Consider the following 24,951-nt stretch of genomic DNA (forward strand, 5'->3'; position numbering starts at 1 on the left):
CTGGGACGATTATGCCGCGCCTGCGGCGCGCACGGCTCTCGAAATGTCACGCATGCGCATCCGGGGCGGCCGCCCTGTCGTTCACGCCGGCATGACCACCCCGTCCGCCATGCGCGCGGCCGCCAGCGGACGGCCGGCGCGGCGTTCGATGCTCTGCACGTCGAGCGGCCGCGTGACGCGGTAGCGCACCAGCGCGGCGGCGCCCACGGCGACGGCCTGGGCGCCGAAGTGCGAGGTGCGGATGGCCGGCGCCGTCAGCAGCGCGGCGTCGGCGTACTGCGCCAGCACCGCGCGCGCCGGCGCGATCAGGGCGTCGCCCAGTTGCAGCGCCGGGCCGCCGATCACGATCGCCATCGGGTCGAAACCGGCCCACAGGTTGTTCAGCAGGATGCCGAGCTGGTGCCCGGCCGCGGCGACGGCCGCGCAGGTGGTGCGTTCGCCGTCGGCCACGCGCGCGAACAGGCGCTCCAGCGCCGCGTGGCTGGGACGCTCCTTGCCGAGCAGCGAGCCCAGGCCGATCAGGGCGTCGGCGCAGCCGCGCCGTCCGCACGAGCAGGGCGGACCGTCGGCCTGCAGGATCGCGTGCCCCACTTCGCCGGCGAAGCCGTGCAGCCCGGTCAGCAGGCGGTCGTTGACCAGCACGCCGGCGCCCACGCCGTAGCCGATCGACAGGTAGATCAGCGGGTCGGTGGAGGCCTGGTCGGTGAATTCGAATTCGCCCAGCGCGGCGACGTTGGCCTCGTTCTGCATGTACAGCGGCAGTCCCGCCAGCGGCGAGCCGGCGAAGTGCAACTGCACCTGGCCGGCCACGTCGACGTCGCGCCAGCCCAGGTGCGGCGCGTGGCGCAGCACGCCCCGCGCCTCGTCGACGGCGCCGTGCAGGCCCAGGCCGACGCCCAGCACGCGCCGCGCCTGCGTGCCGGCGCCGGCGGCCCGGCCGAGGCGGCGCGCCAGCCGTACCAGGGCCAGCGCCACCAGGCGCAGGCAGGAGGCCGGATCGGCCGCGTCCTCGTAGCTGACGATGCGCGTGTCGAGCACTTCGCCGAGCAGGTTGGTCGCCACCACGCGCGCCTCGTCCACGCCCAGCTCGGCGCCCAGCAGGGCCAGGCGGTCGGGCGCCAGGTGCAGCGGCGTCGCGCGCCGGCCGACCTCGCCCGTGACCAGCAGTTCGCTCTCGGCCAGCCAGCCCTCGTCCACCAGTTCGCGCGCCAGCATGCTGACGGTCGACTTGGTCAGCTGCAGCACGTCGGCCAGCGCGGCGCGCGACAGGCCGGGCTGGATGCTCACCTGGCGCACGAGCGCCATCCGATTCAATTGCTTGAGTAATTGCTGGTCACCAGTGACGGGCATGGCGCGATCGACGTCCAGGATGTGATGATTATGCAACATCGCCCCCGTTGTCGGCGGAGGTGGCGGACGGCCGTTTTTTGATTTTTTATCCACGTGGCCGAGCCGCCAGTATAAGCCCGGACGCCCGCGGAGGAAGATGCCGAAGTCATTGATTTGTTTATGAAATCGATTTCTTGGCATGGCCGGGCGACCGCCGCGGCGGCCTGCCGGAACGGCCGGAACGCTTGTCCGGAAAACCGCACTTACCCGATTCGCATGGCGAAAAATGTGAATTTAGTTTGTTCGTTGGATTGACCAATTGACGTGTTTTTTCTACTCTTCACTTTGATAAGTACGTTCGTGACACATGAAGTGACCGCAGAGTCGCTTTCCAGCACAGAACGCAGTCCCACGAAAACAACGAGAACAAGGGACAGGTGAGTTTCGCAGGACCACCGACGACGCCGTCCGCCAAGGGCGAGCGCGTTACTTTCCACAGAGAGAGGAGACACCGTGCCGTACACCACCAAGGGACATCCCCATTTTCGCCTCCATACCCGGCAGCGCCTGGTCTGCCTGGCCGTTGCCGGCGCCTGCGCGGCGCTGGGCGCGCCCCTGCATGCCCAGGAAGCCGCGGCCGATGCCGCGGCCCAGCCGGCAGCCCAGGCAGCGCCCGGTCCCGCCGTCACGAATGCGCCGCCCACCGCGGCCAATACCGTGGTCGTGACCGGCATCCGCGCCAGCCTGCAGTCGACGCTGAACCTGAAGCGCAACTCGGACGGCATCGTCGACGGCATCGTGGCCGACGACATCGGCAAGTTCCCGGACACCAACCTGGCCGAATCGCTGCAGCGCATCTCCGGCGTGTCGATCGACCGCAACCGCGGCGAAGGCGCCAACGTCACCGTGCGCGGCGTCGGCCCCGACCTCAACATGGTGCTGCTCAACGGCCGCCAGATGCCGACCGCCAGCCTGGGCGACCAGGCCGGCCGCGCCTTCGACTTCAGCAACCTGGCGTCGGAATCGGTGCAGCAGATCCAGGTCTACAAGAGCGCGCGCGCCGACACGCCGCCGGGCGGCATCGGCGCCACCATCAACATCATGACGGCGCGTCCGTTCGACCTGGGGAACACGGCCAGCGTCGGCATCAAGGGCGTGTACGACACCTCCAACGACAACCTGCCGGACGCCGACAAGGCCAAGCGCTCGTACACGCCCGAGATCTCGGGCATCTACAGCACCACCTTCGGCAACGGCATGTTCGGCGTGGCCGTCAGCGGCAGCTACCAGGAACGCAACCTGGGCGTGAACCAGGCGTCCGTCACCAACGGCTGGCTGGGACCGTTCAAGATGGGCGACACGTCGAGCGGCGCGATCCCGCAGCCGGGCACGCCGGGCTACGCGGGCGTGACCAACCCGCCGGGCGCCAACGACATCTACCTGACGCCGCAGAACATCTCCTACTTCATGCGCGGCTCCAAGCGCCAGCGCACCAACGGCCAGCTGACCTTCCAGTTCCGTCCGAACAAGGACCTGACCACCACGCTCGACTACACCTATTCGCAGAACAAGGTGCAGACCAAGTACCACGAGCTGTCGGCCTGGTTCAACCACGACACCACGGTCCAGTCGAGCACCTTCACCAAGGGGCCGGTGGCCACGCCGATCTACTATGAAGAGCGGGTGAGCAACCAGGACATCGCGATGAACGGCGGCGACTTCGCCACGGTGGCCAACAACAATTCCGTCGGCTTCAACGCCCAGTGGAAAGCCTCGCCGTCGCTGAAGCTGACCTTCGACGCGCACCATTCGACCGCGGAAGCCAAGAAGGACAGCCCGTACGGCTCGAACAACGACCTGGCCACCGTCAGCTTCAGCCGCGGCACCTCGGCGCTGGACTTCAGCAACGAGATGCCGGTGCTGTCGATCCAGGGCGCCGACTTCGTGCGCGCGCCGCACCAGGTCAGCGGCTCCTGGTTCCAGGACGGCATCAACAAGATGAAGATCGACCAGGCCCAGGTCGGCGGCAGCCTGAAGATGCTGCAGCGCTCGAACCTGAACTTCGGCCTCGGCTACGTCAAGAACGACAACCACTCGAAGTTCCAGCAGGTCCAGCGCGACACCTGGTCCGGCACCGCCACGGCGGCCAACGGCGGCTACGACCAGAGCCTGTGGCAGGCCGACTCGCTGCGCCAGTACTTCGACAAGCTGGGCGGCTCGGGCGATCCGAAGCTGTTCGACCAGATCCACACCTTCGACTTTTCCAAGGTGCGCGACGCCGCCATCGCCCTCACCGGCGACCGGGCCGGCTACACGCCGAGCCTGTCGGACCCGCAGTTCGACCGCACCACGGTCGAGAAGACCAAGTCGCTGTACCTGCAGTTCAACACCGACTGGGATACCGCGATGCCGATGCACACGGGCGTGGGCTTCCGCTACGAGAAGACCGACGTCGCCTCGACCGGCCTGGCCAAGGTGCCGACGCAGCTGAACTGGATCTCGCAGAACGAGCTGCCGCTGGTGTTCGGCGCGACCACCTACCAGACCCAGACGGGCAGCTACAAGAACTTCCTGCCGACCTTCGACTGGGACATGGACGTGCGCGACGACTTCAAGGTGCGCGCCAGCTACGGCGTGTCGATCGGCCGTCCGCGCTACGACCAGATCGAGGGCGGCACCAGCATCGGCACCACGGCCTCGGTGCGCGGCGTCACGGGCAACCGCGGCAACCCGGCGCTCGAACCCGTCAAGTCGAAGAACCTGGACCTGTCGGCCGAGTGGTACTACACCAAGCAGAGCATGGTCTCGCTGGGCCTGTTCCACAAGGACCTCGACAACTACGCCGGCCAGGTGGTCGTGAACGAACCGTCGACCACGGCCACCACGCCGGTCGGCGGCAAGTACTGGAACGCCGCGGTCGCCGCCGGGTGCGTGGCCACCGACACCAACTGCATGCGCAACTACATCCTGCGCAACTTCAACGGCCAGCCGGGCGTCACCATGACCGGCACCAACGAGGCGGGCAATGCGCTGGGCACCATCAGCGGCATCCCGGGCGATCCGGCGCTGCCCTACCTGCTGACGACCTACGTGAACGAGAAGAAGGCCAAGCTCAAGGGCGCCGAGCTGAACCTGCAGCACTTCTTCGGCAACAGCGGCTTCGGCGTGCAGGCGAACTACACGTGGGTGAATTCCGACCTGAAGTTCGACAACATGGGCACCGCGAACCAGTTCGCGCTGGTCGGCCTGTCGGATTCGGCCAACCTGGTCGGCATCTACGAGGACAGCAAGTGGTCGGTGCGCCTGGCCTACAACTGGCGTGACGAGTTCCTCGCCTCGGTGGCCGACAACAACCAGCCGAACCCGCGCTACGTCGAGCCGTACGGCCAGGTCGACCTGAGCATCGGCTACAACCTCACCAAGAACCTGAGCCTGTCCTTCGAGGGCATCAACCTCAACGACGAGACCATGCGCACGCACGGCCGCACCAAGGAGCAGGTGCTGACGGTGACGACCGGCGGACGCAGGTACATGGTGGGCGCGCGCTACAAGTTCTGAGCGGGACCGCAGCCCGAAGACCGTCGTCCCGGCGAAGGCCGGGACCCAATTCCTGCATGCGTTTCGACGACGCCGGCAAGATTGGGTCCCGGCCTCCGCCGGGACGACGTTGTTCTTTGTGCGGGTCTTTTACGGGACCAGCACCGCCAGCCCGGCGAGCCTGCGCGCCGCGATGTCCTCGTGCACCTGCGCCGCCCGCGCCAGCGGGTGGCGCACGATCTCCAGGTCGTCGAACAGGCCGGCGCGCAGCGCGCCGAACAGGTCTTCCGCCGCCTCCAGCACGTTGTCCGCGTTCACGTACTGCGGCGTGCCGCCGGCGCGCACGGCGATGCGGCGCCGCGCCAGCAGCGCCGGGTCGAAGCGCGGCGCACCGGAGGCCGCGCCGATCGCCACGACGGTGCCGCCGTCGCGCAGCGCATCCAGCGTCGATTGCGCCACGGCCGCGCCCACGAAGTCGTAGACCGCGTCCACGCCGTGCGGCGCGAGCGCGCGCAGCTTGCCGGCGAATCCGGCATCGTCCGCCGCCAGCGCGTGGTGCGCGCCGCGCGCCACCTTGTCCAGCCTGGCTGCCGAACCGGCCACGCCGATCACGGTCGCACCCCGCGCCCGCGCCCAGCGCGACAGGATCGCCCCGACGTTGCCCGACGCGCCCTGCACCAGGATCGTCTCGCCGGCGCGCAGGCGGTACAGCGCGTGCATGCCCATCCAGGCCGTCAGGCCCTTGGCGAGGAAGGCGGCGGCGCGTTCGGCATCGATGTCGTCCGGCAGCGGCACCAGCGCGCGCGCGTCGACCAGGCGCTCGCTGGCATAGGCGCCGGCGGCGAAGAAATAGGCCACGCGCCGGCCGGCAGCCAGGCCCGTCACGCCCGGCCCGGTTTCCTCGACGGTGCCGGCGGCCTCGAAGCCGGGGATGGCCGGCAGCGGCAGCGGGTAGCGGCCGTCGCGCACCATGGTGTCGACGTAGTTCACGCCCACCGCCTGCTGGCGCAGGCGTACCTGGCCGGGGCCGGGCCGGCCCACCTCGACGGATTCCGTGCGCAGCACCGACGGGGCGCCGGTGGCGTGGATGCGGATCGCTGTGCTCATGGCATCCTCCGGATCAGGCGACCGGGCCGCCGTCGACGTCGACGGCGGCGCCGGTGACGGGGCAACCTTGCCTTGCCGCGGCAGGGAAGAAACGGTAGGGGTGATCATGATCGTGTCCTTTCGGATGGGTTGTCGATGCGTGCACTATCCGCCGTTTATTCCTGCTTGATTAGTCCTGAATCGCTTTAAGCATTTTCAAACATTATTATAAAATCCCGGCATGGAAACCCTCAGCAACCTCGAATGCTTCGTGCGCGCGGCGGAAGCGTCCAGCTTTTCGGAAGCGGCGCGGCGCCTGGGCTTGAGCCCGGCCGCCGTCAGCCGCAACGTCGCCATGCTGGAAAGGAACCTGGGCGCGCGCCTGTTCCAGCGCTCGACGCGGCGCCTGCGCCTGACGGAAGCCGGCGAGCGCCTGCTGGCCGGCATCGGCGCCAACCTCGACGGCCTGCAGGCGGCGCTGGCCGACGTGGCGACCGGCCAGGACGAGCCGGGCGGCGTGTTGAAGCTGACCGTCTCCCCGATCTTCGGACTGGACTACCTGATGCCGCTGCTGCCGGCATTCCTGGCGCGCTACCCGCGCATCAAGCCGGAGTGGCATTTCGAGAACCGCCAGGTCGACCTCATCGGCGAAGGCTACGACGTCGCGATCGGCGGCGGCTTCGGCCTGAACCAGGGCATGGTCGCGCGCACGCTGGCGCCGGTGCACCTGGTGGCGGTGGCGGCGCCGGCATGGCTGGCGGGACGCGCGTTGCCGCGCCATCCGCGCGACCTGGCCGGCCTGGATGCGATCGGCATGCGCTTCCTGCACAGTGGCCGCATGCGCGAATGGCACATGCGCACCGGCGCCGGCGAGCAGGCGCTGCTGGAAATGCGCACGCTGGCGGTCTTGAGCGATCCGCAAGCCGTGCGCGCGGCGGCGCTGCTGGGGATGGGCGTGGCCGTGCTGGCCATGCCCGACGTGCTGGCGGGCCTGGCGCAGGGCACGCTGGTGCGCCTGCTGCCGGACTGGTACGTGGATGCGGGATCGATCTCGCTGTATTACCCGAGCCGCGCCCTGCTGCCCGCCAAGACGCGCGCCTTCGTCGACTTCGTCGTCGCGGCCTTCGAGCGCGACGAACTGGCGCGCAAGTTCAGCAGCTAGGCCCTTCGTTCCCGGCGCCGGGCGGGGCGAACGGTCGCGCCCATCCTCAGCCCGGCACGCCCACGATCACGCTCGACGCCTTGAACATCGCGGTGGCCGGCGCGCCTGCGCGCAGCGCGAGCGCCTCGGCGCTGGCGTTGGTGATGATGGCCGCGATGCTGCCGCCGCCGCCCAGGTCGAGCACGACCTCGGTGTTGACGGCGCCGGGCAGCAGGCGCGCCACGGTACCCTCGAGGCGGTTGCGGGCCGAGAAGCGCGCGCCGCCGGCATCGGTCAGCAGGATCACCGACGAGGCCTTGACCAGGGCGAAGGCCTGGACGCCGGGCGCCAGGCCCAGGCTCTCGGTGCTGTCGTGGGTGACGATGGCGACGAGCTGGTCGCCGCCGGCGATGTCGAGTGCGATCTCGTCGTTGACGGCGCCCGCCTTGACGCTGGCGACGGTGCCGAAGAACTGGTTGCGTGCGCTGGTTTTCATGTGCAGCCGGTTGAGCAGGTTGAAGTCGTCGGCCATCGCGGCCGACATGCCGTCGAGTTGCGCGACGAAGCGGCGGTGCACCTGTTCGAGCGCCTGGAAGTGCCGCACCAGGCGCGCGCCGCGCGCCGTCAGCCGCGTGCCGCCGCCGCCCTTGCCGCCGGCCAGCCGTTCCACCAGCGGTTCGCCGGCCAGGTTGTTCATCGCGTCGACGGCGTCCCAGGCGGCCTTGTAGCTCATCGGCACCGCCCTGGCGGCCTGGCTGATCGAACCGGTCTCGGCGATCTTCGCCAGCAGTTCGATGCGGCCGTGGCCGCCGAAGGGTTCGCCGCCCACCGTCATCGACAGCGTGCCCTGCAATGCAAAGTTGCCGCCTTCCTCGTCCATCGCCTTCTCCGCTTGTGCCAGGACGAGAGCATAACCGCAATCGCCGGCTGTGCACTAACGCCAATCTTTCGTTATATACTCCAGTGTATAGCGCCATTCCACGGAGAACCGCATGAAACGTCTTGCCGTCCTGCTGGCCATGCTCGGCTGCGCCAGCGCGTCCGTTGCCGCCCACGCCGCCGAGGTGCAGGTGGCCGTCGCCGCCAATTTCACCGAACCGATGAAGCGCATCGCCGCCGCCTTCGAGCGGGACACGGGCCACAAGGCGGTGCTGGCCTTCGGCGCCACCGGCAAGTTCTACGCCCAGATCGTCAACGGCGCCCCATTCGAGCTGCTGCTGGCGGCCGACGACGCCACCCCGGCCAGGCTGGAGAAGGAAGGCAGGACGGTGGCCGGCTCGCGCTTCACCTATGCCACCGGCAAGCTGGTGCTGTGGTCGGCGCGCCCGGGCTACGTCGATGCCCACGGCAAGGTGCTGGAAACCGGCGCCTACGCCCACCTGGCGATCGCCAACCCGAAGACCGCGCCCTACGGCCTGGCCGCCGTCGAGACCATGGACCGGCTTGGCGTGACGGCGACGGTGCGGCCCAAGCTGGTGCAGGGCGAGAACATCGCCCAGGCCTACCAGTTCGTCGGCACGGGCAATGCCGAACTGGGTTTCGTCGCGCTGTCGCAGGTCTGGGCCGACGGCAGGTTGACCGCGGGCTCGGGCTGGATCGTGCCGGCCGCGCTGCACGACCCGATCCGCCAGGATGCCGTCCTCCTGTCGCGGGGCGCCGACAATGCCGCCGCCCGGGCGCTGGCCACCTACCTGAAGTCGGACAAGGCCCGGGACATCATCCGCGGCTACGGCTACGCGCTGTAAGTGATCGACGCCGCCGACCTGGCCGCGATCCGGCTGACGCTGAAACTCGCGACCCTGGTGACGCTGCTGTTGCTGGCGCTCGGCACCCCGCTCGCCTGGTGGCTGGCGCGCACGCGCTCGCCCCTGCGCCACGCGGTCGGCGCGGTGGTCGCGCTGCCGCTGGTGCTGCCGCCGACCGTGATCGGCTTTTACCTGCTGCTGGTGCTGGGCCCGGACGGCGCCGGCGGCCGCCTGACGCAGGCGCTCGGCATCGGCCTGCTGCCCTTCACCTTTCCCGGGCTGGTGATCGCCTCGGTGCTGTATTCGCTGCCCTTCGTCGTGCAGCCGCTGCAGAATGCCTTCGAGGCGATCGGCGAGCGCCCGCTCGAAGTGGCGGCGACGCTGCGCGCCGGTCCCTGGGACACGTTCTGGTCGGTCGCGGTACCGCTGGCCCGGCCCGGCTTCCTGACCGCCGCGGTGCTGGGCTTCGCGCACACGGTCGGCGAGTTCGGCGTGGTGCTGATGATCGGCGGGAACATCCCCGACAAGACGCGCGTGATCTCGGTGCAGATCTACGACCACGTCGAGGCGCTCGAGTACGCGCAGGCGCACTGGCTGTCCGGCGGCATGCTGGTGTTCGCCTTCCTGGTGCTGCTGGCGCTGTCCACCTTCCGGCCGCACGCCGGGAAAGGACACGGCCGATGACGATCCGCGCCCGCATCCGCCTCGACCGCGGCGACTTCCTGCTGGACGTCGACCTACACCTGCCCGAGCGCGGCATCAGCGCCCTGTTCGGCCATTCGGGTTCCGGCAAGACCACGATCCTGCGCGCGATCGCGGGCCTGGAACGGGCGCCCGGCGGCCTGGTCGCGCTGGGAGGCGAGACCTGGCAGGACGATGCGGCCGGCATCTTCCTGCCGGTGCACCAGCGTCCGCTGGGCTATGTGTTCCAGGAGGCGAGCCTGTTCGCGCACCTGTCCGTGCGCGCCAACCTGGATTTCGGCCGCCGGCGCATCGCACCGGCCGCGCGCCGCTTCGCGCTGGCGCCGGTGGCCGAGCTGCTCGGCATCGGCCACCTGCTGGACCGGCGTCCACACCAGCTGTCGGGCGGCGAGCGCCAGCGCGCGGCCATCGCGCGCGCCCTGCTGGCGTCGCCGCGCCTGCTGCTGATGGACGAACCATTGGCGGCCCTCGACCTGCGCCGCAAGCAGGAAATCCTGCCCTATCTCGAGCGCATGCACGCGGAGCTGGCGATCCCGATCGTCTACGTCAGCCACGCCCCGGACGAGGTGGCGCGCCTGGCCGACCACCTGGTGCTGCTGGATGCCGGCAAGGTCGTCGCCAGCGGTCCCCTGGGCGAGACGCTGGCGCGCGCCGACCTGCCGCCCGCGTTCGCCGACGATGCCGGCGTGGTGCTCGACACGGTACTGGCCGGCCACGCGCCGGACGCGCTGTCGCGCCTGGACTTCGCCGGCGGCACGCTGTACGTGGGCCGGCGCCACGAGCCGCTGGGCAGCCGCCTGCGCTGCCGCATCCACGCGCGCGACGTCAGCCTGGCCCTGGCACGGCCGCAGGGCACCAGCATCGTCAACCTGCTGCCGGCCGTGGTGACGACGGTGGCCGCTACCGACGTGCCCGGCCACGTGCTGGTGCAACTGCGCGTGGGCGCCTCGCCGCTGCTGGCACGCATCACCGAACGCTCGCGCCGCGACCTCGCCATCACCCCCGGCCAGCAACTCTGGGCCCAAGTCAAGGGCGTCGCCCTGCTCACCTGACCCCCCTCAAACCGGGGTCAGAGCCGGGGTCAGAGCCCGAATTTTGGAAAGATCTTGGTGGCAGCAACGTGCTACGCATGCGACATCGCATCTTTGGATGCATTCGGGCTATTGCCAAAAACCGGGCTCGGACCCCGGTTTGAGGGGGATCAGCGGACGCGGCGCATCGAGGAGATGCGGTTGTTCATTTGTTCGAGGAAGGCGTAGCGGCCCGGGCCGAAGACGACGCACTGGCCGCGGAAGTCGGCGTGTTCGCAGAATTCCCAGCGGCCTTCGCGGATGATGATCGAGCCGGCGCGGTCGTTGAAGCCGACGTCGGAGAGCGAGCGCTGGTCGCGCGACAGGCCCACCTGGGCGCCTTCGAAGCGCTGGCTGGAGAACAGTTCGACGTCGTCGCCGCCCCGGCGGTCGTCGCGCCAGCCGCCGCGGTCGCCGCGCCAGTCCCCGTGGTCGCCGCGTTCGTCACGGTCGTCCCAGCGCCCCGGGCCGCCCGGTCCGCGGCCCGGTCCGCGCGTCACTTCGCGGACCGAGGAAATGGCATCGTTAAAATCCGGCAGGTTGCGGTACTCGCCCGGGCCCAGTTCGATGCAGCGGCCGTCGAAGTTCGCGTGTTCGCAGAGTTGCCAGACGCCGGAACGGATCGCGATGCTCGAGACGCGGTCGTTGAAGTTCATGTCGCCCAGGTTGCGGGCATCGCGTTCCAGCGTGACGCGGTTGCCGCGGAAATTGCTGTCGGCGAAAAGGGTCAGTTCGCCGGCAAGGGCGGTGTTGGTCAGGGTGGCCAGCACGGCGGCGGCGGCAAGCAGGCGTTTCATGTCATCTCCATCGTGAACGGTGCGCCATCCGTCGGCGCTCATGCCATTAACGCGTCAGCACCATTACGGGACGACAATCTTCTGTAACAAATTTCCAATTTAAACTTTCACCCGAACGGGCTCGATGTCTTCGTTCCGCAGCAGCGCGACGATGCGGCTGCCCAGCGCCTCCAGTTCCGCATGGCTGGACAGGTTGTAGATGCGCTGGTTCATGCTGCGCCGTTCGTGGATCGAGACCGTCCAGACGATCGGCACGTCCCCGTAGCCGGCGCCGATGCCGCAGCGGCTGGCGCAGCAGATCGTCAGGTTGAGCGCGTCGGACGGCTCGTAGTCCAGGAACCAGGCCCAGTCCTCGTCGTTCGGATAACTGGTGACGATGCCCTGCCGGTTCAGCCCCTGCGCCAGGCACAGGGCGAGCTCGAAACCATAGCGGCCGGGATTCACCTGGCAATCCTCCGGCAGTGTCGGCAAGAACTTTGCCGACACGAATTCGATTCCCCAGTTCATCGATGCCCTCCCCAGGACGATCCATGCGGATCGCGGACGGGCTCGCGGCCCGCTTGTCGTTGTATTGTATCCGTGTCTATCCGCTAAAAAATAGTCTTGCGCTACCGTGCGGCCAGGACCGGGCAATCGGCCGGCGCCGCCAGCTCGCGCGCCAGCCGTTCGCGCAGCACGGCCAGGCCGGCGATGCGGGCGTCGATGTCGGCCAGCTTGCGCGCCAGCGCCGCCCGCAGGCTGGCCGCCGAGGTGTCGGCATCCTGCAGCAGCGGCATGCCGGCCTCGATCTCGGCCAGCGTGAAGCCGAGCGCCTGGGCGCTGCGCAGGTAGCACAGCCATTGCACCGCCTCGTGCGGATAGTCGCGGTAGCCGTTGGCCAGGCGGCGCGCGGCCAGCAGGCCGCGTTTTTCGTAGAAGCGCAGCGTATCCCGGCTCAGGCCGGTCGCGAGGGACAGTTCACCGATGTGCATGGCGGGATCGATCAGGGGTTGACCCTGGAGTGTACTCCAGGGTTCATCATGCGGCGACATTCACCGATGGAGCCGTCATGACCGAATCCGCCTTCCTGAAACTGGTGCGCGCCAGCGCCGCCTACGACCTGCTGCTCACCGCGCCGTTCGCCACGCCGTGGACGTTCGCCCTGGCGCATGCCCACCTGTCCGCCGCGAATACCCGGCTCGGCGGCGCCGCCCTGCCCGCCTTCGGCCCGTTCCACCTGCTGTTCGCCTGCCTGATGGGCAGCGTCGTGCTGGTGTGGTCGGTGCTGCGCCTGCGCGCGCCGAGCATCGCGCTGGGCCGCCACGACGCCGTGGCGCGCCTGCTGTTCGCGGCGTGGATGGCGTGGACGCTGGCGCAGACCGGTGCGCCGCTGCTGTGGCTGTTCCTGGTGCCGGAACTGGCGTGGGGCGTGGCGCAGTCGCTGCCGGCCGGCGTCACGGCGGCGCCAGGGGCAGCAGCACGGCGCGCGCACCCTTGACCAGCGCCGTCCCCATGCGCTCCAGCCGCGGCGGCTGGATCCGCCACGCATGCCAGTACAGCGGCACGTCCACGTGCAGCCCGGGCGCCAGGTCGACCAGCGCGCCGCTCGCCAGCATCGCCGCGCACTGCTCGAGCGGCAGCAGGCCGTAGCCGAGCCCGAGGCGGATCGCCTGCACGTAGGGGTCGCTGGACGGCACGTAATGGAAGGGATACGCGCCTTCCGGCAGGCCGAAATGCTGCAGCAGGAAGGTGGTCTGCAACGTGTCCTTGCGGTCGAACACCATCACCGGCGCATGGCGCGCCGCTTCCCGCGTCATGCCGCCGGGGAACCAGCGCGCGGCGAAGGCCGGCGCGGCCACCATCCGGTAGCGCATCGCGCCCAGCGCCTCGACGGTGCAGCCGCGCATCGGCGCCGTCTCTCCCGACACGCACGCCAGCGCGCGGCCCTGTTCCAGCAGCGCGAAGGTATGGCCCTGGCCGTCCAGCACGAATTCGACCAGCATGCCCTCCCCGACCAGCACCGGCGCCAGCACCGGCAGCAGCCACGTGGCGAGACTGTCGTTGTTGACCGCCAGCGTCACCCGCACGGGCCCGGGATCGTCGCGCTGCTCGGCGAAGAATTCGTCCTCGAGCAGCGCGCGGCGGCGCAGGAACTGCAGCAGGCGCATGCCCGGCGCCGTCGGGCGGCAGGGGCGCGCACGCACCAGCAGCGGCGTGCCCAGGTCCTGCTCGAGGGCGGCGATGCGCTGCGACACCGCCGATGGCGTCACGTTCAGGCGCAGCGCGGCCTGCTCCAGGCTGCCGCTGTCGACGGCGGCCAGGAACGCGTCGCTGCGGCGTGGATCGATGGTCATTGGATTAGCCGGATTTAATGAGGATTAGATTTCATTAATATAATTGATGAGCACCCTCCTGCGCGGCATGCTGTGCCCGATTCGAACCATCCGGGGAACCGCACCATGTTTTCGCAAGCCATCTTCCTGCAGGGGCTGGGCCTGGGCGCCAGCCTGATCATGCCCATCGGCGCCCAGAACGCCCACGTGATCCGCACCGCCGTCGGCGGCCGCCACGTCGCGCTGACGGTGGCCGCCTGCGTGCTCGTCGACATCGCACTGATCGCGCTGGGCATGGCCGGCTTCGGGGCGCTGGTCGCGGCCGCGCCGGGCCTGCTGGCGGCGGCGCGCTGGGGCGGCGCCCTGTTCCTGCTGTGGTACGGCGTGCGCTGCCTGCGCGCGGCCTGGCGCGGCGGCAGCGCGCCGCAGGATCCACGGCAGGGGGCGCGGCAGGACGGACAACAAGGCGCGCGCCGGGACGGCGCCGCCAGGGCGCTGGGCGTGGTGCTGGCGATGTCCCTGCTCAACCCGCACGTCTACCTGGACACGGTGGTGCTGCTGGGCGCGGTCGGCAGCAGCCTGGCGGCGGACCACCGCGGCTCGTTCGCGGCCGGCGCGATGGCGGCCTCGCTGCTGTGGTTCTCGGGACTGGGATGGCTGGCGCGGCGCTGCGCCTTCGTGCTGGCGCGGCCCGCCGTGTGGCGCGCGATCGAGACCTGCACGGGCCTGACGATGCTGGTGCTGGCGGCGCTGCTGCTGCGCGCCGCCTGAGACGATGGACGCGCGGGACGGCGCGTCCCGCGGCGGTCATTTCTGGGCCAGGATCCACTTGGCCAGCGTCGCGGCCTCGTCGTTGCTGACCTGCGGATTGGGCGGCATCGGCACCGGGCCCCACACGCCCTGGCTGCCCTTCTGGATCTTCTGCGCCAGGCGCTCGGCGGCGCCCGCGTCCTTGGCGTACTTGGCGGCGACGTCCTTGTAGGCCGGGCCCACGATCTTGGTGGCCACCGCATGGCACGCCATGCAGTTCTTGGCCTTGGCCAGGTCGGGGCTGGCGAGCGCGCCCTGGGCGGCGCCGGCCAGCGCGCACGCGGCAAGCAGCATGATCCGGATCTTCATCGGGGAGAACTCCTTCTCGTTGGTGGGAAATTCAGGCGGCCAGCGCGTCCGGCGGCGCCTCGGTGGCCGGCTGGCCGGCCATCGCCTTGCCGGCTTCGACCGAGATTTGCAGCGGCAGCGGCACGCCGTTCTTGACGGCGGTGAGCTCGGCCAGGATCGAGACCGCGATCTCGTAGGGCGTCTTGCTGCCGATATAGATGCCGATCGGGCCATGCAGCTTGTCGATCTGTTCCGCGCTGAGGTCGAACTCGCGCAGGCGCTCGCGGCGGCGCGCATTGTTGGCGCGCGAGCCGATCGCGCCGACGTAGAAGGCGTCGGTCTTGAGCGCTTCCATCAGGGCCAGGTCGTCGAGCTTGGGGTCGTGCGTCAGCGCGATCACGGCGCTGCGGCTGTCCAGCTTCATGGCCAGCACCTGGTCGTCCGGCATCGTGTGCACGACCTGCACGCCGGGCAGCGTCCAGCTGCCGCGGTATTCCTCGCGCGGGTCGCACACGGTGACCTGGTATTCCAGGCCGACGGCGATCTGCGCCAGGAATTGCGAGAGCTGGCCGGCGCCGATGATCAGCATGCGCAGGCGCGGGCCGTGGATGCTGACCAGCCGGCCGTCGTCGATGCGCAGCTGCTCGTCGGCGTGGCCCTCGGCCAGGTCGACGGCGCCGCTGTCCAGGTCGAGCGTGCGCCGCGTCAGCACGCGGCGCTGGGCCAGCGCCAGCAGCGCGTCGATGCGGCTGTGCGCGCCCAGCGGCTCGACCACCAGCTGGATCGTGCCGCCGCAGGGCAGGCCGAAGCGGTGCGCCTCATCGGCCGAGATGCCGTAGGTAATGACTTCCGGCTTGCTGCGCGTGATGCCGCGCTCGCGCACGGCGGCGATCAGGTCGTCCTCGATGCAGCCGCCCGAGACCGAGCCGACCACCGTGCCGTCCGCGCGGATCGCCATCGTGGCGCCGACCGGGCGCGGGCTCGATCCCCAGGTGCGCACCACGGTCACGTATTCGCAGGCATGGCCGGCGCGCAGCCAGGCGTTGCAGGCGTGCAGCACTTCGAGGTCGATACTGTCCATTCCGGTTTCCTTTCGCATTCCAGCGCCGCGCGGCGATGGCGCGGCGGGCAGGCGAATGCTAACGCAAAACGGAAAAGCCGGCCGGCCCGGCGCGTGTTCGGCGAACCCGCCTGGCCAGGAAGGTGGCATGGCCGCAGACGTTGCCATGGCGCAGCAGGCGCCGCGCGCGGCGCGGCCACCGCGGTGACATAATGGCGCCTCACATGACCATAACGGATGATGGCGGGAGAACCGATGGAAGAACTGCCGCTGCGCCACGCGGATTTCCGGCGCATCGACCTGAACCTGCTGGTGGCGTTCGACGCGCTGATGCAGGAGCGCCACGTCGGCCGCGCCGCCGCGCGCGTGTTCATCGGCCAGCCGGCGATGAGCCATGCGCTCGGGCGCCTGCGCGAGGCGCTGGGCGACCCGCTGTTCGTCCGCGCCGGCAACCGGATGGAGCCGAGCGCGCTGGCCCTGGCGCTGGCGCCGCGCGTGCGCGCCTGGCTGGAGCAGGCGCACGGCTTCCTGTTCGCGCGCGACGACGTCGACATCGGCCAGGTCCATGCGACGGTCAAGCTGGGCCTGATCGACGGCCTCGACGCGATGCTGCTGCCGCCGCTGGTGCTCAAGCTGCGCGCGCTGGCGCCGGGCCTGCGCGTGTGGTCGCGCCAGTTCAGCCGCAACGCGCTGCCGGGGGCCATCGACGCCGAGGAAGTCGACCTGGCGTTCTGGGTGCCCGAGCCGGGCTACCGCGACTGGCACGGCATGCAGCGCCTGATGCGCTGCGGCTTCGACGCCGTCTATGCGCGCAGCCAGATCCGGCTCGACGGCCCGATGACGCTGGCGGTGGCGATGCGCTATCCGCAGGTGGGACTGGGCTGGCGCGGCGAGGAGGATTCCGTGGTCGACCAGGTGATCGCGGCGCACGGCCTGGCGCGCAACCTGGTGGCGCTGACCGACAGCCAGATGGCCACCGCGCGCCTGCTGGCGGCGATGCCGGCGGTGTCGCTGCAGCCGCGCATCTACAGCAGCATCTACCGCGCCATGCCCGACATGGAGGTGGCGCCGCTCGACGTCGACACGCTGTTCATGGACATGTGCCTGATCTGGCACCGCCGCCGCGAGCACGATCCGGTGCTCGCATTCCTGCGCCGCTGCATCGCCGACATCGTGCAGGACCACGTCGAGCCGCAGGCTCCCTGACGTCGATGGCATACTATGCCGGCGCGCCGGCACTCTTCCCGACCGGTGCCCCGACCCTGGAATACCATGAACAAATCCGCTTCCCTCGCGTTGTCCGCCGTCCTGGCCGTCGCCGTCGCCCTGCCGGCGGCGTCCGTGGCCCGGGCCGCGATCCCCGTGTACGGCTTCGTCGTCAAGAACACCTACCCGCATGACCCGCAGGCCTTCACGCAGGGCCTGTTCTTCAAGGACGGCCACCTGTTCGAGACCACCGGCCAGAAGGGCCAGTCCTCGCTGCGCCGCGTCGAGCTCAAGTCCGGCAAGGTGCTGCAGAAGAAGGACCTGGCGCCGGAATACTTCGGCGAAGGCTCGACCGCCGTGGGCGACGCCATCGTCGGCCTGACCTGGCAGTCGAACGTCGGCTTCGTGTACGACGCGAAGACGTTCGCGCTGAAGAGCCGCTTCAACTACAAGGGCGAAGGCTGGGGCCTGGCCAGCGACGCGAAATACGTCTACATGAGCGACGGCACGCCGGACATCCGCGTGCTCGATCCGAAGACGCTGGAAGAAACCCGCCGCATCCGCGTGACCGCCGAGGGCAAGCCGGTGCCGCAGCTGAACGAGCTGGAAGTCGTCGACGGCGAGCTCTATGCCAACGTCTGGGGTACCGACGTGATCGCGCGCATCGACCCGGCCAGCGGCAACGTGGTCGGCTGGATCGACCTCACCGGCCTGCTGCCGCCGGACCAGCGCGGCACCAGCAACGTCGACGCGGTGCTGAACGGGATCGCCTGGGATGCCAGGGCCAAGCGCCTGTACGTGACGGGCAAGCTGTGGCCGAAGCTGTTCGAGATCGAGCTGGTGAAGGTGCAGCGGCGCTGAGCGGCGGCGACGGCGCCACCACGGCCCTGCCGACGTGCGCGCCGGCCGACGCCCGTCATGCGCTTGGCGTCGCCCGGCAGGATCCGGCAGGCACGCATGCGCGCGCCGGCCCCGGTATCGTCAGTAGCGGCCCACCGTGCGGCCTTCGTGGGTTGGCCTGGCGCCGCCGCGCGACTGGAATTTTTTCCACAGATAGCCGGCGATCGCCATCATGATCATCTTGCGCATGTGAACTCCTGAAAAGGGAATGGAGTGTCCACCTTACCGGGTTCGGCGCGGCGCCGGCGCCGCGTAGCCATGCATCTACTTGCGCGCCAGCTTCGCCTTCTGCGCGGGAATGAAATCCTGCAGGACGGCCTGCTTGAGCAGGGCCGGCGGCAGGATGCCCTGGGCGATCACGAAGTCGTTGAACGCCTTCAGGTCGAAGTCCTTGCCCAGCTCCAGCTCGGCCAGCGTCTTGAGTGAACGCAGCTTCACGTAGCCGTAGTAGTAGGCGGTGGCCTGGCCCGGGCTGCGGTAGGCGTAGCGGTCCACTTCCGACTGCGCGAACGGCTCCGACAGCACGACCTCCTGCATCAGGAAGGCCTTGGCCTGCTGCGGCGTCATGCGGCCCAGGTTGATCTGCGGGTCGAGCAGGGCGCGCGCCATGCGCAGCAGGCGCGCCTGCAGCGACACCAGCTGGCCTTCGGGCGGCATGTAGGGCAGGATCAGCGCTTCCGAATACAGGCCCCAGCCCTCGACGTTGGTGCTGTTGAAGGCATAGCGGGCGCGCGCCACCGACATGCCCTGCTCGACCATCGACGCGAACTGCAGCTCGTGGCCGGGGCGCGCCTCGTGGGCCGCCAGCGTCCAGGCCATCGCGGTGAAGTCGAAGTCGTCCATCCTGTCCTTCGTCTTCGCGTTCGGGTTGCCCAGCGGGATCACGAATTCGCCGTATTCCCCGGTATTGCCGATCAGGCGCGGCGGGCTCATGAACGGCACCGGCGAGCGCGCCGCCTCGGCCGGGGTGGCCACCCGGATGTTGGCCTCGCGCGTGGGCAGCGTGACCAGGTCGTGCGCGCGGATCATGCCCTCGATGTCCTTCAGGCGCTCGCGGTACCAGGGCAGCAGCTGCTCGGGCGGGATGGTGGACGTCTTCAGTTCGCGCAGCACGTCGCGGTAGTCGGTCGTCAGCATCTTCTTCTGCGCGGCGATGGTGGCGGCCACCACCTGCATCTGGTCGCGCACTTCCTGGAAGTCGAAGCCGGCGCGCTCGATCATCTCCTCGGGCGCGATGTCGACGCCGACGTTGGCCAGGCGGTTCACGTAGACCGCTTCCGGCAGGCGTACTTCATGGCGCGCGCGCGGCAGGATGCGCGCCTTGACCCAGGCGTCGTAGTCGGCCACCTGGGCCTTGAGGGCCGCGAAGTCGGCCTCCCAGCCCTGGATGCCGGCTTTCTTGAACAGGTCCTCGATGCCGTCCATGTAGGTGGCGCCGTTGTCCAGGCCATCCTGGACTTCGCCCACGTAGGGGCCGATCAGTCCCTTGGCGGCCAGGCGTTCCTCGCCGCGCGCCTTGGCCAGCACGGCGAGCGGCACGTAGCCGCTTTCCTTGCCGGCATAGCGCTTCAGGCGCACCAGGGCCAGCTTTTGGCGTTCCGGCTTGTTGCGCGGGTCGAGCAGGGCGCGCAGGCCGCCGAACACGAATTCGCCCACGTTCACGTACTCGAGCAGGTACTTGTGCTCCAGCTTCATGGTGGCGATCTTCTTTTCGCGCGAATCGATCAGGATGTCCAGGTCCTGGCGCACCTTGACGTCCTGTTCGGCGGCGCGCTGGCGGCGCAGTTCCTGCAGGCGCTTCTCGGTGTCGGCCAGCTCGCGCTCCCACACGCGCGGCTTGAAGTCGACGATGGCCGTGTCGACGCTCTCGTCGCCCAGCTCGGTCGATTCCTCGGGGACGTACTTGCCGGTATCCTTCAGGACCGGCTGCGTGTAGGCGTCGCTGCGCGCCACCCAGGCCGGCGCAGTCGTGGCCACCGGGGCGGCTAAGGCGGCGCCGGCGGCGACCGAGGTGGCGAAAAGGGCGAAACCGAGCGTGCGGACCGTGTGTGACATGCGTCTCCCTGTATGTGGAAAGCCCCGTGGGCGATACGGGATTCTAATCGGAAACGCCGTGGCGCCGGTCCTTATACCGGCTTGGCCACCATCAGCCAGAAGATGGCGACGAAGGCGAGGAAGGCGGGAATGCCGAGCGCGACCCAGGTGCGGAAATAGCGCCAGTACAGCGGCGGCAGGTCGGTGCCGCCGTCGGCCGCGTGGCGCACACCACCTCGTGGCCTTGTGCCAGCAGGGCGTGCAGCAATCGTCGTCCGATGAAACCGTTCGCTCCGGTGAGCAGGATCCGCATGCGTTCTCCTTTCGGTTTCAATCCCGACGGGCATGCGGCGCGGTGCGCATCCTGCGGCAGCGTAGGGTGGGCAGCTCCACCCTTGCGTTCGCAATGACGCTGCGTCGATGCTGCCCACGCGTGACGTTCGCGTCATGTTGGCGCGTCTTCGTTTGCGGCCGCGAGCCGTGCACGCGTCACGCGTGGGCAGCGCGGACGCAGCGTCATTGCGCACGGCGGGGTGGAGCTGCCCACCCTACGCGAAGGCGATGCCGGCGGTCATGGGCCTCAGAACGCGTAGCTGGCCCGCGCGTAGATGAAGCGCCCGCTGTTGCCGAACGGCGTGTAGTTCGAGAACGGCGTGTTGCCGGTCGTGTTCAGCGCCGGCGGCAGCGTTTCCGAGTACTGGTCGAACACGTTGTCCGCGCCCACGGCCAGCGTCAGCTTCGGCGTGGCGGCGAAGCGCGCTTCCAGGTCGACGATCGTCCTGGCCGACAGCTCGTAGTCGAACGCCGCCGTCGTGCCCGGGGCCAGCACCTCGCCGTAGCGGGTGGCGCGCGCCGTCAGGCCCCACTGGGCCAGCTTCCAGTTCATGCTCGCCGTGACCTTGTTCTTCGGCTGGCCCTTTTCCAGCGTCAGCACGTTGACGCGGTCGAACAGCACCGGCGCCGGGTTCAACGCGGCCAGCTGGGCCGTGGTCGGGACCTTGGTCACTTCGGTCTTGTTGACGTTGCCGGCCAGGGTGAAGTCGAAGCGGCCCGCGGCGCCGGCGTTCCACGGCAGGCTGGCGACGATGTCGACGCCCTGCGTCCTGGTGCTCACGCCGTTGATGAAGAAGCGCCCGCCGCCCACGCCGGCGAAGCCCTGCGAGACGATGTAGTTGCGCACCGCCGCCGAGGTCAGGTTCTCCGACAGCACGATGCGGTCGCGCATGTTGATGCGGTAGGCGTCGATGGTCAGGCTGACCGGGGCCAGGCGCATCACGGCGCCCAGCGAGAAGTTGGTCGACTTCTCGGCCTTCAGGTCCTTGGCGCCCAGCGCCACCGCGACCGGGTCGCTGGGCTTGAACGTGGTGATCTCGTACGGGATGCCGTTGATGAAGTTGGTCGAGGTCGAGGTGAAGTACTGCTGCTGCAGCGAGGGCGCGCGGAAGCCGTTCTGCACCGCGCCGCGCAGCGCGAAGTTCTTGCCGAAGTCGTAGCGGCCCGACAGCTTGCCGGCCAGGCTGCTGCCGAAGTCGGAATAGCGTTCGCCGCGGATCGCCGCCGAGGCCAGGAAGGCGTCGGTGACGTTGGCCTCGGCGTCGGCGAAGAAGCCCACCGCCGTGCGCGAGGTGCTGACGTTGTTGGCCGGACGGAAGCCCGGGAACACCTGGGCGCCCGGCGCGGCCGGGGTGCCGTTGGCCAGCACCGCGCCGCCGTAGCGCCAGGAATCCGGCTCGCCCGCATGCATCTCGTAGCCTTCGCGCCGCACCTCGGTGCCGAGCGCCAGGTTGAGCGGCGACGCCAGGCCCTGCACGTCGAACTTGCGCACGCCGGTCACGTTGTAGACGAGCTGGTTGTACGAAAAGCCGCCGGCGTTGAACTGGGTCTTGCTGGATGGGCCGATCGACGTGTTCAGCGTGTGCTCGATCGAGTAGTTCATGCCGTTCTGGCCGTACACCAGCGAGGCGTCCATGTCCCAGTCGCCCTCGGTCCAGCTGGCGCCGAAGGCGGCGCTGAAGTCCTCGACGGTCGGGGCGATGATCGGCAGGAAGCCGTTCGGATAGATCGCCTGCACGTTGCGCGCATCCTGCGGCAGGCGGAAGTAGCCGGCCGATTCGGCGTCGCGCAGCTGGTAGCTCGCCCAGCCGTAGAGCTTGGCGCCGCCGCCCACGTCGTTGCCGGCGTTGACGAACAGGGTCTTCTGCTGCATCTCCGGCTCGCCGTACCAGGCGTTGAAGCGGTTGATGGTCTGCTCGCGCGGATCGAAGGCGCCGTTCACCTTGGCGTACTGCTGGCGCATGTCGTAGCCGCTGCGTTCCGTGTGGTCCTGGTCCTTGTATTCGGCGGCGATGGTGACGAAGCCGGTTTCGCCCAGCGGCAGGCCCTTCCAGACGCTGGCGGTCCTGGTGCGGCCATCGGTGCGCTTGCGCGAGTTCGGGCCGCTCCAGGTGGCGCCGGCAGGGGCGACGTCGTTCAGCAGGTCGTATTCGGTCTTGCGTTCGCCGAAGGTGACGGTGCCCTCGCCGCCGTCGCGGTCGGTGCGCAGGCGGATGTTGACCACGCCGGAGATGGCGTCCGAGCCGTACTGGGCGGCGGCGCCGTCGCGCAGCACCTCGATGTTGCGTACGATCGCCGACGGGATGGTGTTCATGTCGACGGCGGCCGAGCCGCGGCCGATGCTGCCGTTCAGGTTGACCAGCGAGGACGCGTGGCGGCGCTTCGAGTTGACCAGCACCAGGCTCTGGTCCGGGGCCATGCCGCGCAGGGTGGCGGGGCGGATCGTGTCGGTGCCGTCGGTCAGCGCCGGGCGCGGGAAGTTCAGCGAGGGCAGGGCGACGGCCAGGGCCTGGTTCAGTTCCGTCGAGCCGGTGTTCTTGAGCGTCTCGGCCGAGATGATGTCGACCGGGGAGGCGGTGTCGAGGGCCGTGCGGTTGGCCACGCGGGTGCCCGTCACGACGACGGTGGCGGCGGCATTGTCCTGGGTCTGCGCATGGGCGGGGGCGAAGCCGCCGAACAGGGCGGCGATGGATACGGCGAGCACAGTCTTTTCCGTCACAAATCGTGGTTGCATCTCTTGTCCTTTTTCTGGTCTGATGCCGGCCGCTGAAGGCACGGTCGGCATGAATGCGATACGGCGGTATTCCTGTTCCCTGGTCGGTACTTGGCGGCGGCGCCATCCGGCGCCGGTCGGCGCGGGGACGCTGCGTCGGGCCCGATTGTGACGCGCCCGTCTCGATACTGAGGGGGCGACGTTCACATTGTCAATTCAATCAGCTTGCAAAGGATGCAAGCACACAACAGATGGGTATGCGGGTGGGATGCGGCGGACCGGGTGTGCTGCCGCATGGTGGTGCACAACGAGAGGGAAACAGGCGCGCGGGCGTGCCGGATGCACGCCCGTGGCCGGCAATCGCACCACCGGGGTGCGACGCGGCAGGAACGGAAAAATGCTTGTGGAAACGACGTATGGATCAGTGTTTCTTGCCGCGCAGGCGCTGCACCAGCGTCACCGCGAGCAGCACGACGGCGCCGATCAGCACCCCCGCCACGGCATCGACGGCGGTGGGCGCGATGGCCGCCAGCAGGCCGCCGATGGCCGGCACCCCGGCCACCGCATGGGCCGCGCCCTCGGCCAGGTGGTGCAGCGGCTCGACCGCATGGCCGATGATGCCGCCGCCGACCATGAACATGGCCGCCGTGCCGACCACGGACAGGGTCTTCATCAGGCGCGGCGCCGCCGCCAGCAGCAGGCGGCCGACCGCCTGGGCGAAGGCGCCGGCGCGCCGGCTCAGGTACAGGCCGAGGTCGTCGATCTTGACGATGGCCGCCACCAGGCCGTAGACGCCGACCGTCATCGCGATCGCCACCGCCACCAGCGCCGCCACCTGGGCGCCGAACGTGGTGCCGCTCTCGTTGACCACGCCCAGCGCGATCACGATGATCTCGGCGGACAGGATGAAGTCGGTGCGCACCGCGCCCTTGATCTTGTCCTGCTCGACGGTGCGCATGTCGGCGTTGGACGCCAGCGCGGCGGCCAGTTCCTCCTTGTGGGCGGCGTCCTCGGCGCCGTGCAGGAACTTGTGCGCCAGCTTCTCGAAGCCCTCGAAGCACAGGTAGGCGCCGCCGACCATCAGCAGCGGCGTGATCGCCTGCGGCAGGAAGGCGGAGATGGCCAGCGCCGCCGGCACCAGGATGGCCTTGTTGCGCAGCGAGCCGACGGCCACCGCCCACACCACCGGCAGTTCGCGGTCGGCGTTCACGCCGGTGACCTGCTGGGCATTGAGGGCGAGGTCGTCGCCCAGCACGCCGGCCGTCTTCTTGGCGGCCACCTTGCTCATCAGGGCGACGTCGTCCAGGACGGTCGCGATATCGTCGATCAACGCCAGCAAACTTCCCGCAGCCATGTGTACCCCGTTATCAATATCAAGATGACCACATCTTAACCGACACGGGGCCTGCGTTTGCATCCGCTTCAGGCGTGATTTATGCGTTTCATCCCCGGAAATCTGCATCCCGTCGCTTTTCGAGGGCGCGCGGGCAGGCCGGTACGTATATTTCCAGCATTGGCTGCGGTGCAGCAGCCTTCCCAGACCTGAAGGAGATGCCATGAACCCGAACTTCGCCAACTTCGTCGCGCCCGACCTGTCCACCGCCCCGCGCCGCCGCGCGCGCCCGCCCAAGCGCAAGACCCGCATCACGATCTACCTCGACGACGAGGTGCTCAACGAGTTCCGTTCGCGCGCCGAGCGCACCGGCACCGGCTACCAGACCCTGATCAATGCCGCGCTGCGCCTGCGCCTGGCGGGCCAGGAAGGCGCGCCGGCCGCCGCCTGAATCGCAGAACGCCTGCCAATACAGGGCCTACGGCAAACGCGGTCCGGTATCGAGATTACATACAGCAAGTAATTATGCTAATCTTCCGGCTCTTTCAACCCGGA

23 protein-coding genes and 1 pseudogene are annotated in these 24,951 nt (G+C 69.3%); 10 read left to right on the forward strand and 14 right to left on the reverse strand.

The features are described 5' to 3' along the window. Window positions 1-81: 81 nt before the first annotated feature. Window positions 82-1,350 (reverse strand): ROK family protein, encoded by a 1,269-nt coding sequence (locus QZ749_RS01445; protein WP_296942496.1) that lies wholly within the window; start codon window positions 1,348-1,350, stop codon window positions 82-84. Window positions 1,351-1,842: 492 nt separating this feature from the next. Between QZ749_RS01445 and QZ749_RS01450 the strand changes: the two genes are divergently transcribed. After that, window positions 1,843-4,887 (forward strand): TonB-dependent receptor, encoded by a 3,045-nt coding sequence (locus QZ749_RS01450; RefSeq protein ID WP_296942497.1) that lies wholly within the window; start codon window positions 1,843-1,845, stop codon window positions 4,885-4,887. A gap of 129 nt (window positions 4,888-5,016) precedes the next feature. On the opposite strand, the gene QZ749_RS01455 is transcribed toward QZ749_RS01450, so the two are convergent. Then, entirely contained in the window at window positions 5,017-5,973 is a 957-nt protein-coding gene (locus tag QZ749_RS01455; protein WP_296942499.1) for a zinc-binding dehydrogenase, read from the reverse strand. 220 nt (window positions 5,974-6,193) lie between these two features. On the opposite strand from QZ749_RS01455, the gene QZ749_RS01460 reads away from it, so the two are divergent. Then, window positions 6,194-7,114, forward strand: a complete 921-nt coding sequence (locus QZ749_RS01460) for a LysR family transcriptional regulator (RefSeq protein WP_296942501.1) — start codon at window positions 6,194-6,196, stop codon at window positions 7,112-7,114. A 46-nt stretch (window positions 7,115-7,160) separates the two neighbouring features. Here the strand turns inward: QZ749_RS01460 and QZ749_RS01465 are convergent, their stop codons facing one another. Then, entirely contained in the window at window positions 7,161-7,973 is an 813-nt protein-coding gene (locus tag QZ749_RS01465) for a TOBE domain-containing protein (RefSeq protein ID WP_296942503.1), read from the reverse strand. Window positions 7,974-8,085: 112 nt separating this feature from the next. On the opposite strand from QZ749_RS01465, the gene modA reads away from it, so the two are divergent. Genes modA through modC form a run of 3 tightly spaced genes read left to right on the forward strand, consistent with a single transcriptional unit; the run spans window position 8,086 to window position 10,592 of the window. Further along, window positions 8,086-8,838: a molybdate ABC transporter substrate-binding protein gene (modA, locus tag QZ749_RS01470; protein ID WP_296942505.1), complete on the forward strand. Its 753-nt coding sequence runs from the start codon at window positions 8,086-8,088 to the stop codon at window positions 8,836-8,838. Continuing rightward, entirely contained in the window at window positions 8,839-9,522 is a 684-nt protein-coding gene (gene modB / locus QZ749_RS01475; RefSeq protein WP_296942507.1) for a molybdate ABC transporter permease subunit, read from the forward strand. It abuts the gene before it with no gap. Continuing rightward, the gene (gene modC / locus QZ749_RS01480) at window positions 9,519-10,592 is read left to right on the forward strand and encodes a molybdenum ABC transporter ATP-binding protein (RefSeq protein WP_296942509.1); all 1,074 of its coding nucleotides are present in this window, start codon (window positions 9,519-9,521) and stop codon (window positions 10,590-10,592) included. The genes modB and modC overlap by 4 nt, the downstream gene beginning before the upstream one ends. Window positions 10,593-10,741: 149 nt before the next feature. Here modC and QZ749_RS01485 read toward each other — a convergent pair whose 3' ends face one another. The 3 genes from QZ749_RS01485 to QZ749_RS01495 form a co-directional block, all read right to left on the reverse strand. After that, window positions 10,742-11,407, reverse strand: a complete 666-nt coding sequence (locus QZ749_RS01485) for a beta/gamma crystallin-related protein (protein ID WP_296942511.1) — start codon at window positions 11,405-11,407, stop codon at window positions 10,742-10,744. Between the two features lie 99 nt (window positions 11,408-11,506). After that, window positions 11,507-11,878: a hypothetical protein gene (locus tag QZ749_RS01490; RefSeq protein WP_296942512.1), complete on the reverse strand. Its 372-nt coding sequence runs from the start codon at window positions 11,876-11,878 to the stop codon at window positions 11,507-11,509. 137 nt (window positions 11,879-12,015) lie between these two features. Beyond that, window positions 12,016-12,378 carry a MerR family transcriptional regulator gene (locus QZ749_RS01495; RefSeq protein ID WP_296942514.1) on the reverse strand — a complete coding sequence of 121 codons (363 nt, stop codon included), beginning with the start codon at window positions 12,376-12,378 and terminating at the stop codon, window positions 12,016-12,018. A 77-nt stretch (window positions 12,379-12,455) separates the two neighbouring features. On the opposite strand from QZ749_RS01495, the gene QZ749_RS01500 reads away from it, so the two are divergent. Further along, on the forward strand, window positions 12,456-12,884 hold the full coding sequence (locus QZ749_RS01500) for a hypothetical protein (RefSeq protein WP_296942516.1): 429 nt from the start codon (window positions 12,456-12,458) through the stop codon (window positions 12,882-12,884). On the opposite strand, the gene QZ749_RS01505 is transcribed toward QZ749_RS01500, so the two are convergent. Beyond that, window positions 12,841-13,740 (reverse strand): LysR family transcriptional regulator ArgP, encoded by a 900-nt coding sequence (locus tag QZ749_RS01505; protein ID WP_296942518.1) that lies wholly within the window; start codon window positions 13,738-13,740, stop codon window positions 12,841-12,843. The genes QZ749_RS01500 and QZ749_RS01505 overlap by 44 nt on opposite strands. Window positions 13,741-13,845: 105 nt before the next feature. On the opposite strand from QZ749_RS01505, the gene QZ749_RS01510 reads away from it, so the two are divergent. Next, complete coding sequence (locus tag QZ749_RS01510) at window positions 13,846-14,490, forward strand: LysE/ArgO family amino acid transporter (protein ID WP_296942520.1); 645 nt, start codon at window positions 13,846-13,848, stop codon at window positions 14,488-14,490. Window positions 14,491-14,526: 36 nt separating this feature from the next. Here QZ749_RS01510 and QZ749_RS01515 read toward each other — a convergent pair whose 3' ends face one another. Further along, window positions 14,527-14,838 (reverse strand): c-type cytochrome, encoded by a 312-nt coding sequence (locus tag QZ749_RS01515; protein ID WP_296942522.1) that lies wholly within the window; start codon window positions 14,836-14,838, stop codon window positions 14,527-14,529. A 31-nt stretch (window positions 14,839-14,869) separates the two neighbouring features. Continuing rightward, complete coding sequence (locus tag QZ749_RS01520; protein WP_296942524.1) at window positions 14,870-15,898, reverse strand: XdhC family protein; 1,029 nt, start codon at window positions 15,896-15,898, stop codon at window positions 14,870-14,872. Window positions 15,899-16,132: 234 nt separating this feature from the next. On the opposite strand from QZ749_RS01520, the gene QZ749_RS01525 reads away from it, so the two are divergent. Together QZ749_RS01525 and QZ749_RS01530 are read left to right on the forward strand one after the other, a co-directional pair. Continuing rightward, the gene (locus QZ749_RS01525) at window positions 16,133-17,083 is read left to right on the forward strand and encodes a LysR family transcriptional regulator (RefSeq protein WP_296942526.1); all 951 of its coding nucleotides are present in this window, start codon (window positions 16,133-16,135) and stop codon (window positions 17,081-17,083) included. A 66-nt stretch (window positions 17,084-17,149) separates the two neighbouring features. Beyond that, on the forward strand, window positions 17,150-17,944 hold the full coding sequence (locus QZ749_RS01530; protein WP_296942528.1) for a glutaminyl-peptide cyclotransferase: 795 nt from the start codon (window positions 17,150-17,152) through the stop codon (window positions 17,942-17,944). 303 nt (window positions 17,945-18,247) lie between these two features. Here the strand turns inward: QZ749_RS01530 and QZ749_RS01535 are convergent, their stop codons facing one another. The 5 genes and pseudogenes from QZ749_RS01535 to QZ749_RS01555 all read right to left on the reverse strand — a co-directional run bounded on the left by QZ749_RS01535 (window position 18,248) and on the right by QZ749_RS01555 (window position 24,417). Then, window positions 18,248-20,038, reverse strand: coding sequence for a DUF885 domain-containing protein (locus QZ749_RS01535; protein WP_296942530.1), 1,791 nt, complete (start codon window positions 20,036-20,038; stop codon window positions 18,248-18,250). 71 nt (window positions 20,039-20,109) lie between these two features. Continuing rightward, window positions 20,110-20,247, reverse strand: coding sequence for a DUF2269 family protein (locus QZ749_RS01540; RefSeq protein WP_373896767.1), 138 nt, complete (start codon window positions 20,245-20,247; stop codon window positions 20,110-20,112). A 17-nt stretch (window positions 20,248-20,264) separates the two neighbouring features. Continuing rightward, window positions 20,265-20,330: pseudogene (locus QZ749_RS01545) on the reverse strand (hypothetical protein); the annotation flags it as partial. Between the two features lie 267 nt (window positions 20,331-20,597). Then, window positions 20,598-23,054, reverse strand: a complete 2,457-nt coding sequence (locus QZ749_RS01550) for a TonB-dependent siderophore receptor (protein ID WP_296942532.1) — start codon at window positions 23,052-23,054, stop codon at window positions 20,598-20,600. A gap of 430 nt (window positions 23,055-23,484) precedes the next feature. Further along, window positions 23,485-24,417: a DUF808 domain-containing protein gene (locus tag QZ749_RS01555; RefSeq protein WP_296942534.1), complete on the reverse strand. Its 933-nt coding sequence runs from the start codon at window positions 24,415-24,417 to the stop codon at window positions 23,485-23,487. 202 nt (window positions 24,418-24,619) lie between these two features. Here QZ749_RS01555 and QZ749_RS01560 point away from each other — a divergent pair, with 202 nt between their 5' ends. After that, the gene (locus tag QZ749_RS01560) at window positions 24,620-24,847 is read left to right on the forward strand and encodes a BrnA antitoxin family protein (RefSeq protein WP_296942536.1); all 228 of its coding nucleotides are present in this window, start codon (window positions 24,620-24,622) and stop codon (window positions 24,845-24,847) included. Window positions 24,848-24,951: the final 104 nt, after the last annotated feature.

Source organism: uncultured Massilia sp. (assembly GCF_913773735.1).
Classification (GTDB): Bacteria; Pseudomonadota; Gammaproteobacteria; order Burkholderiales; family Burkholderiaceae_D; genus Telluria.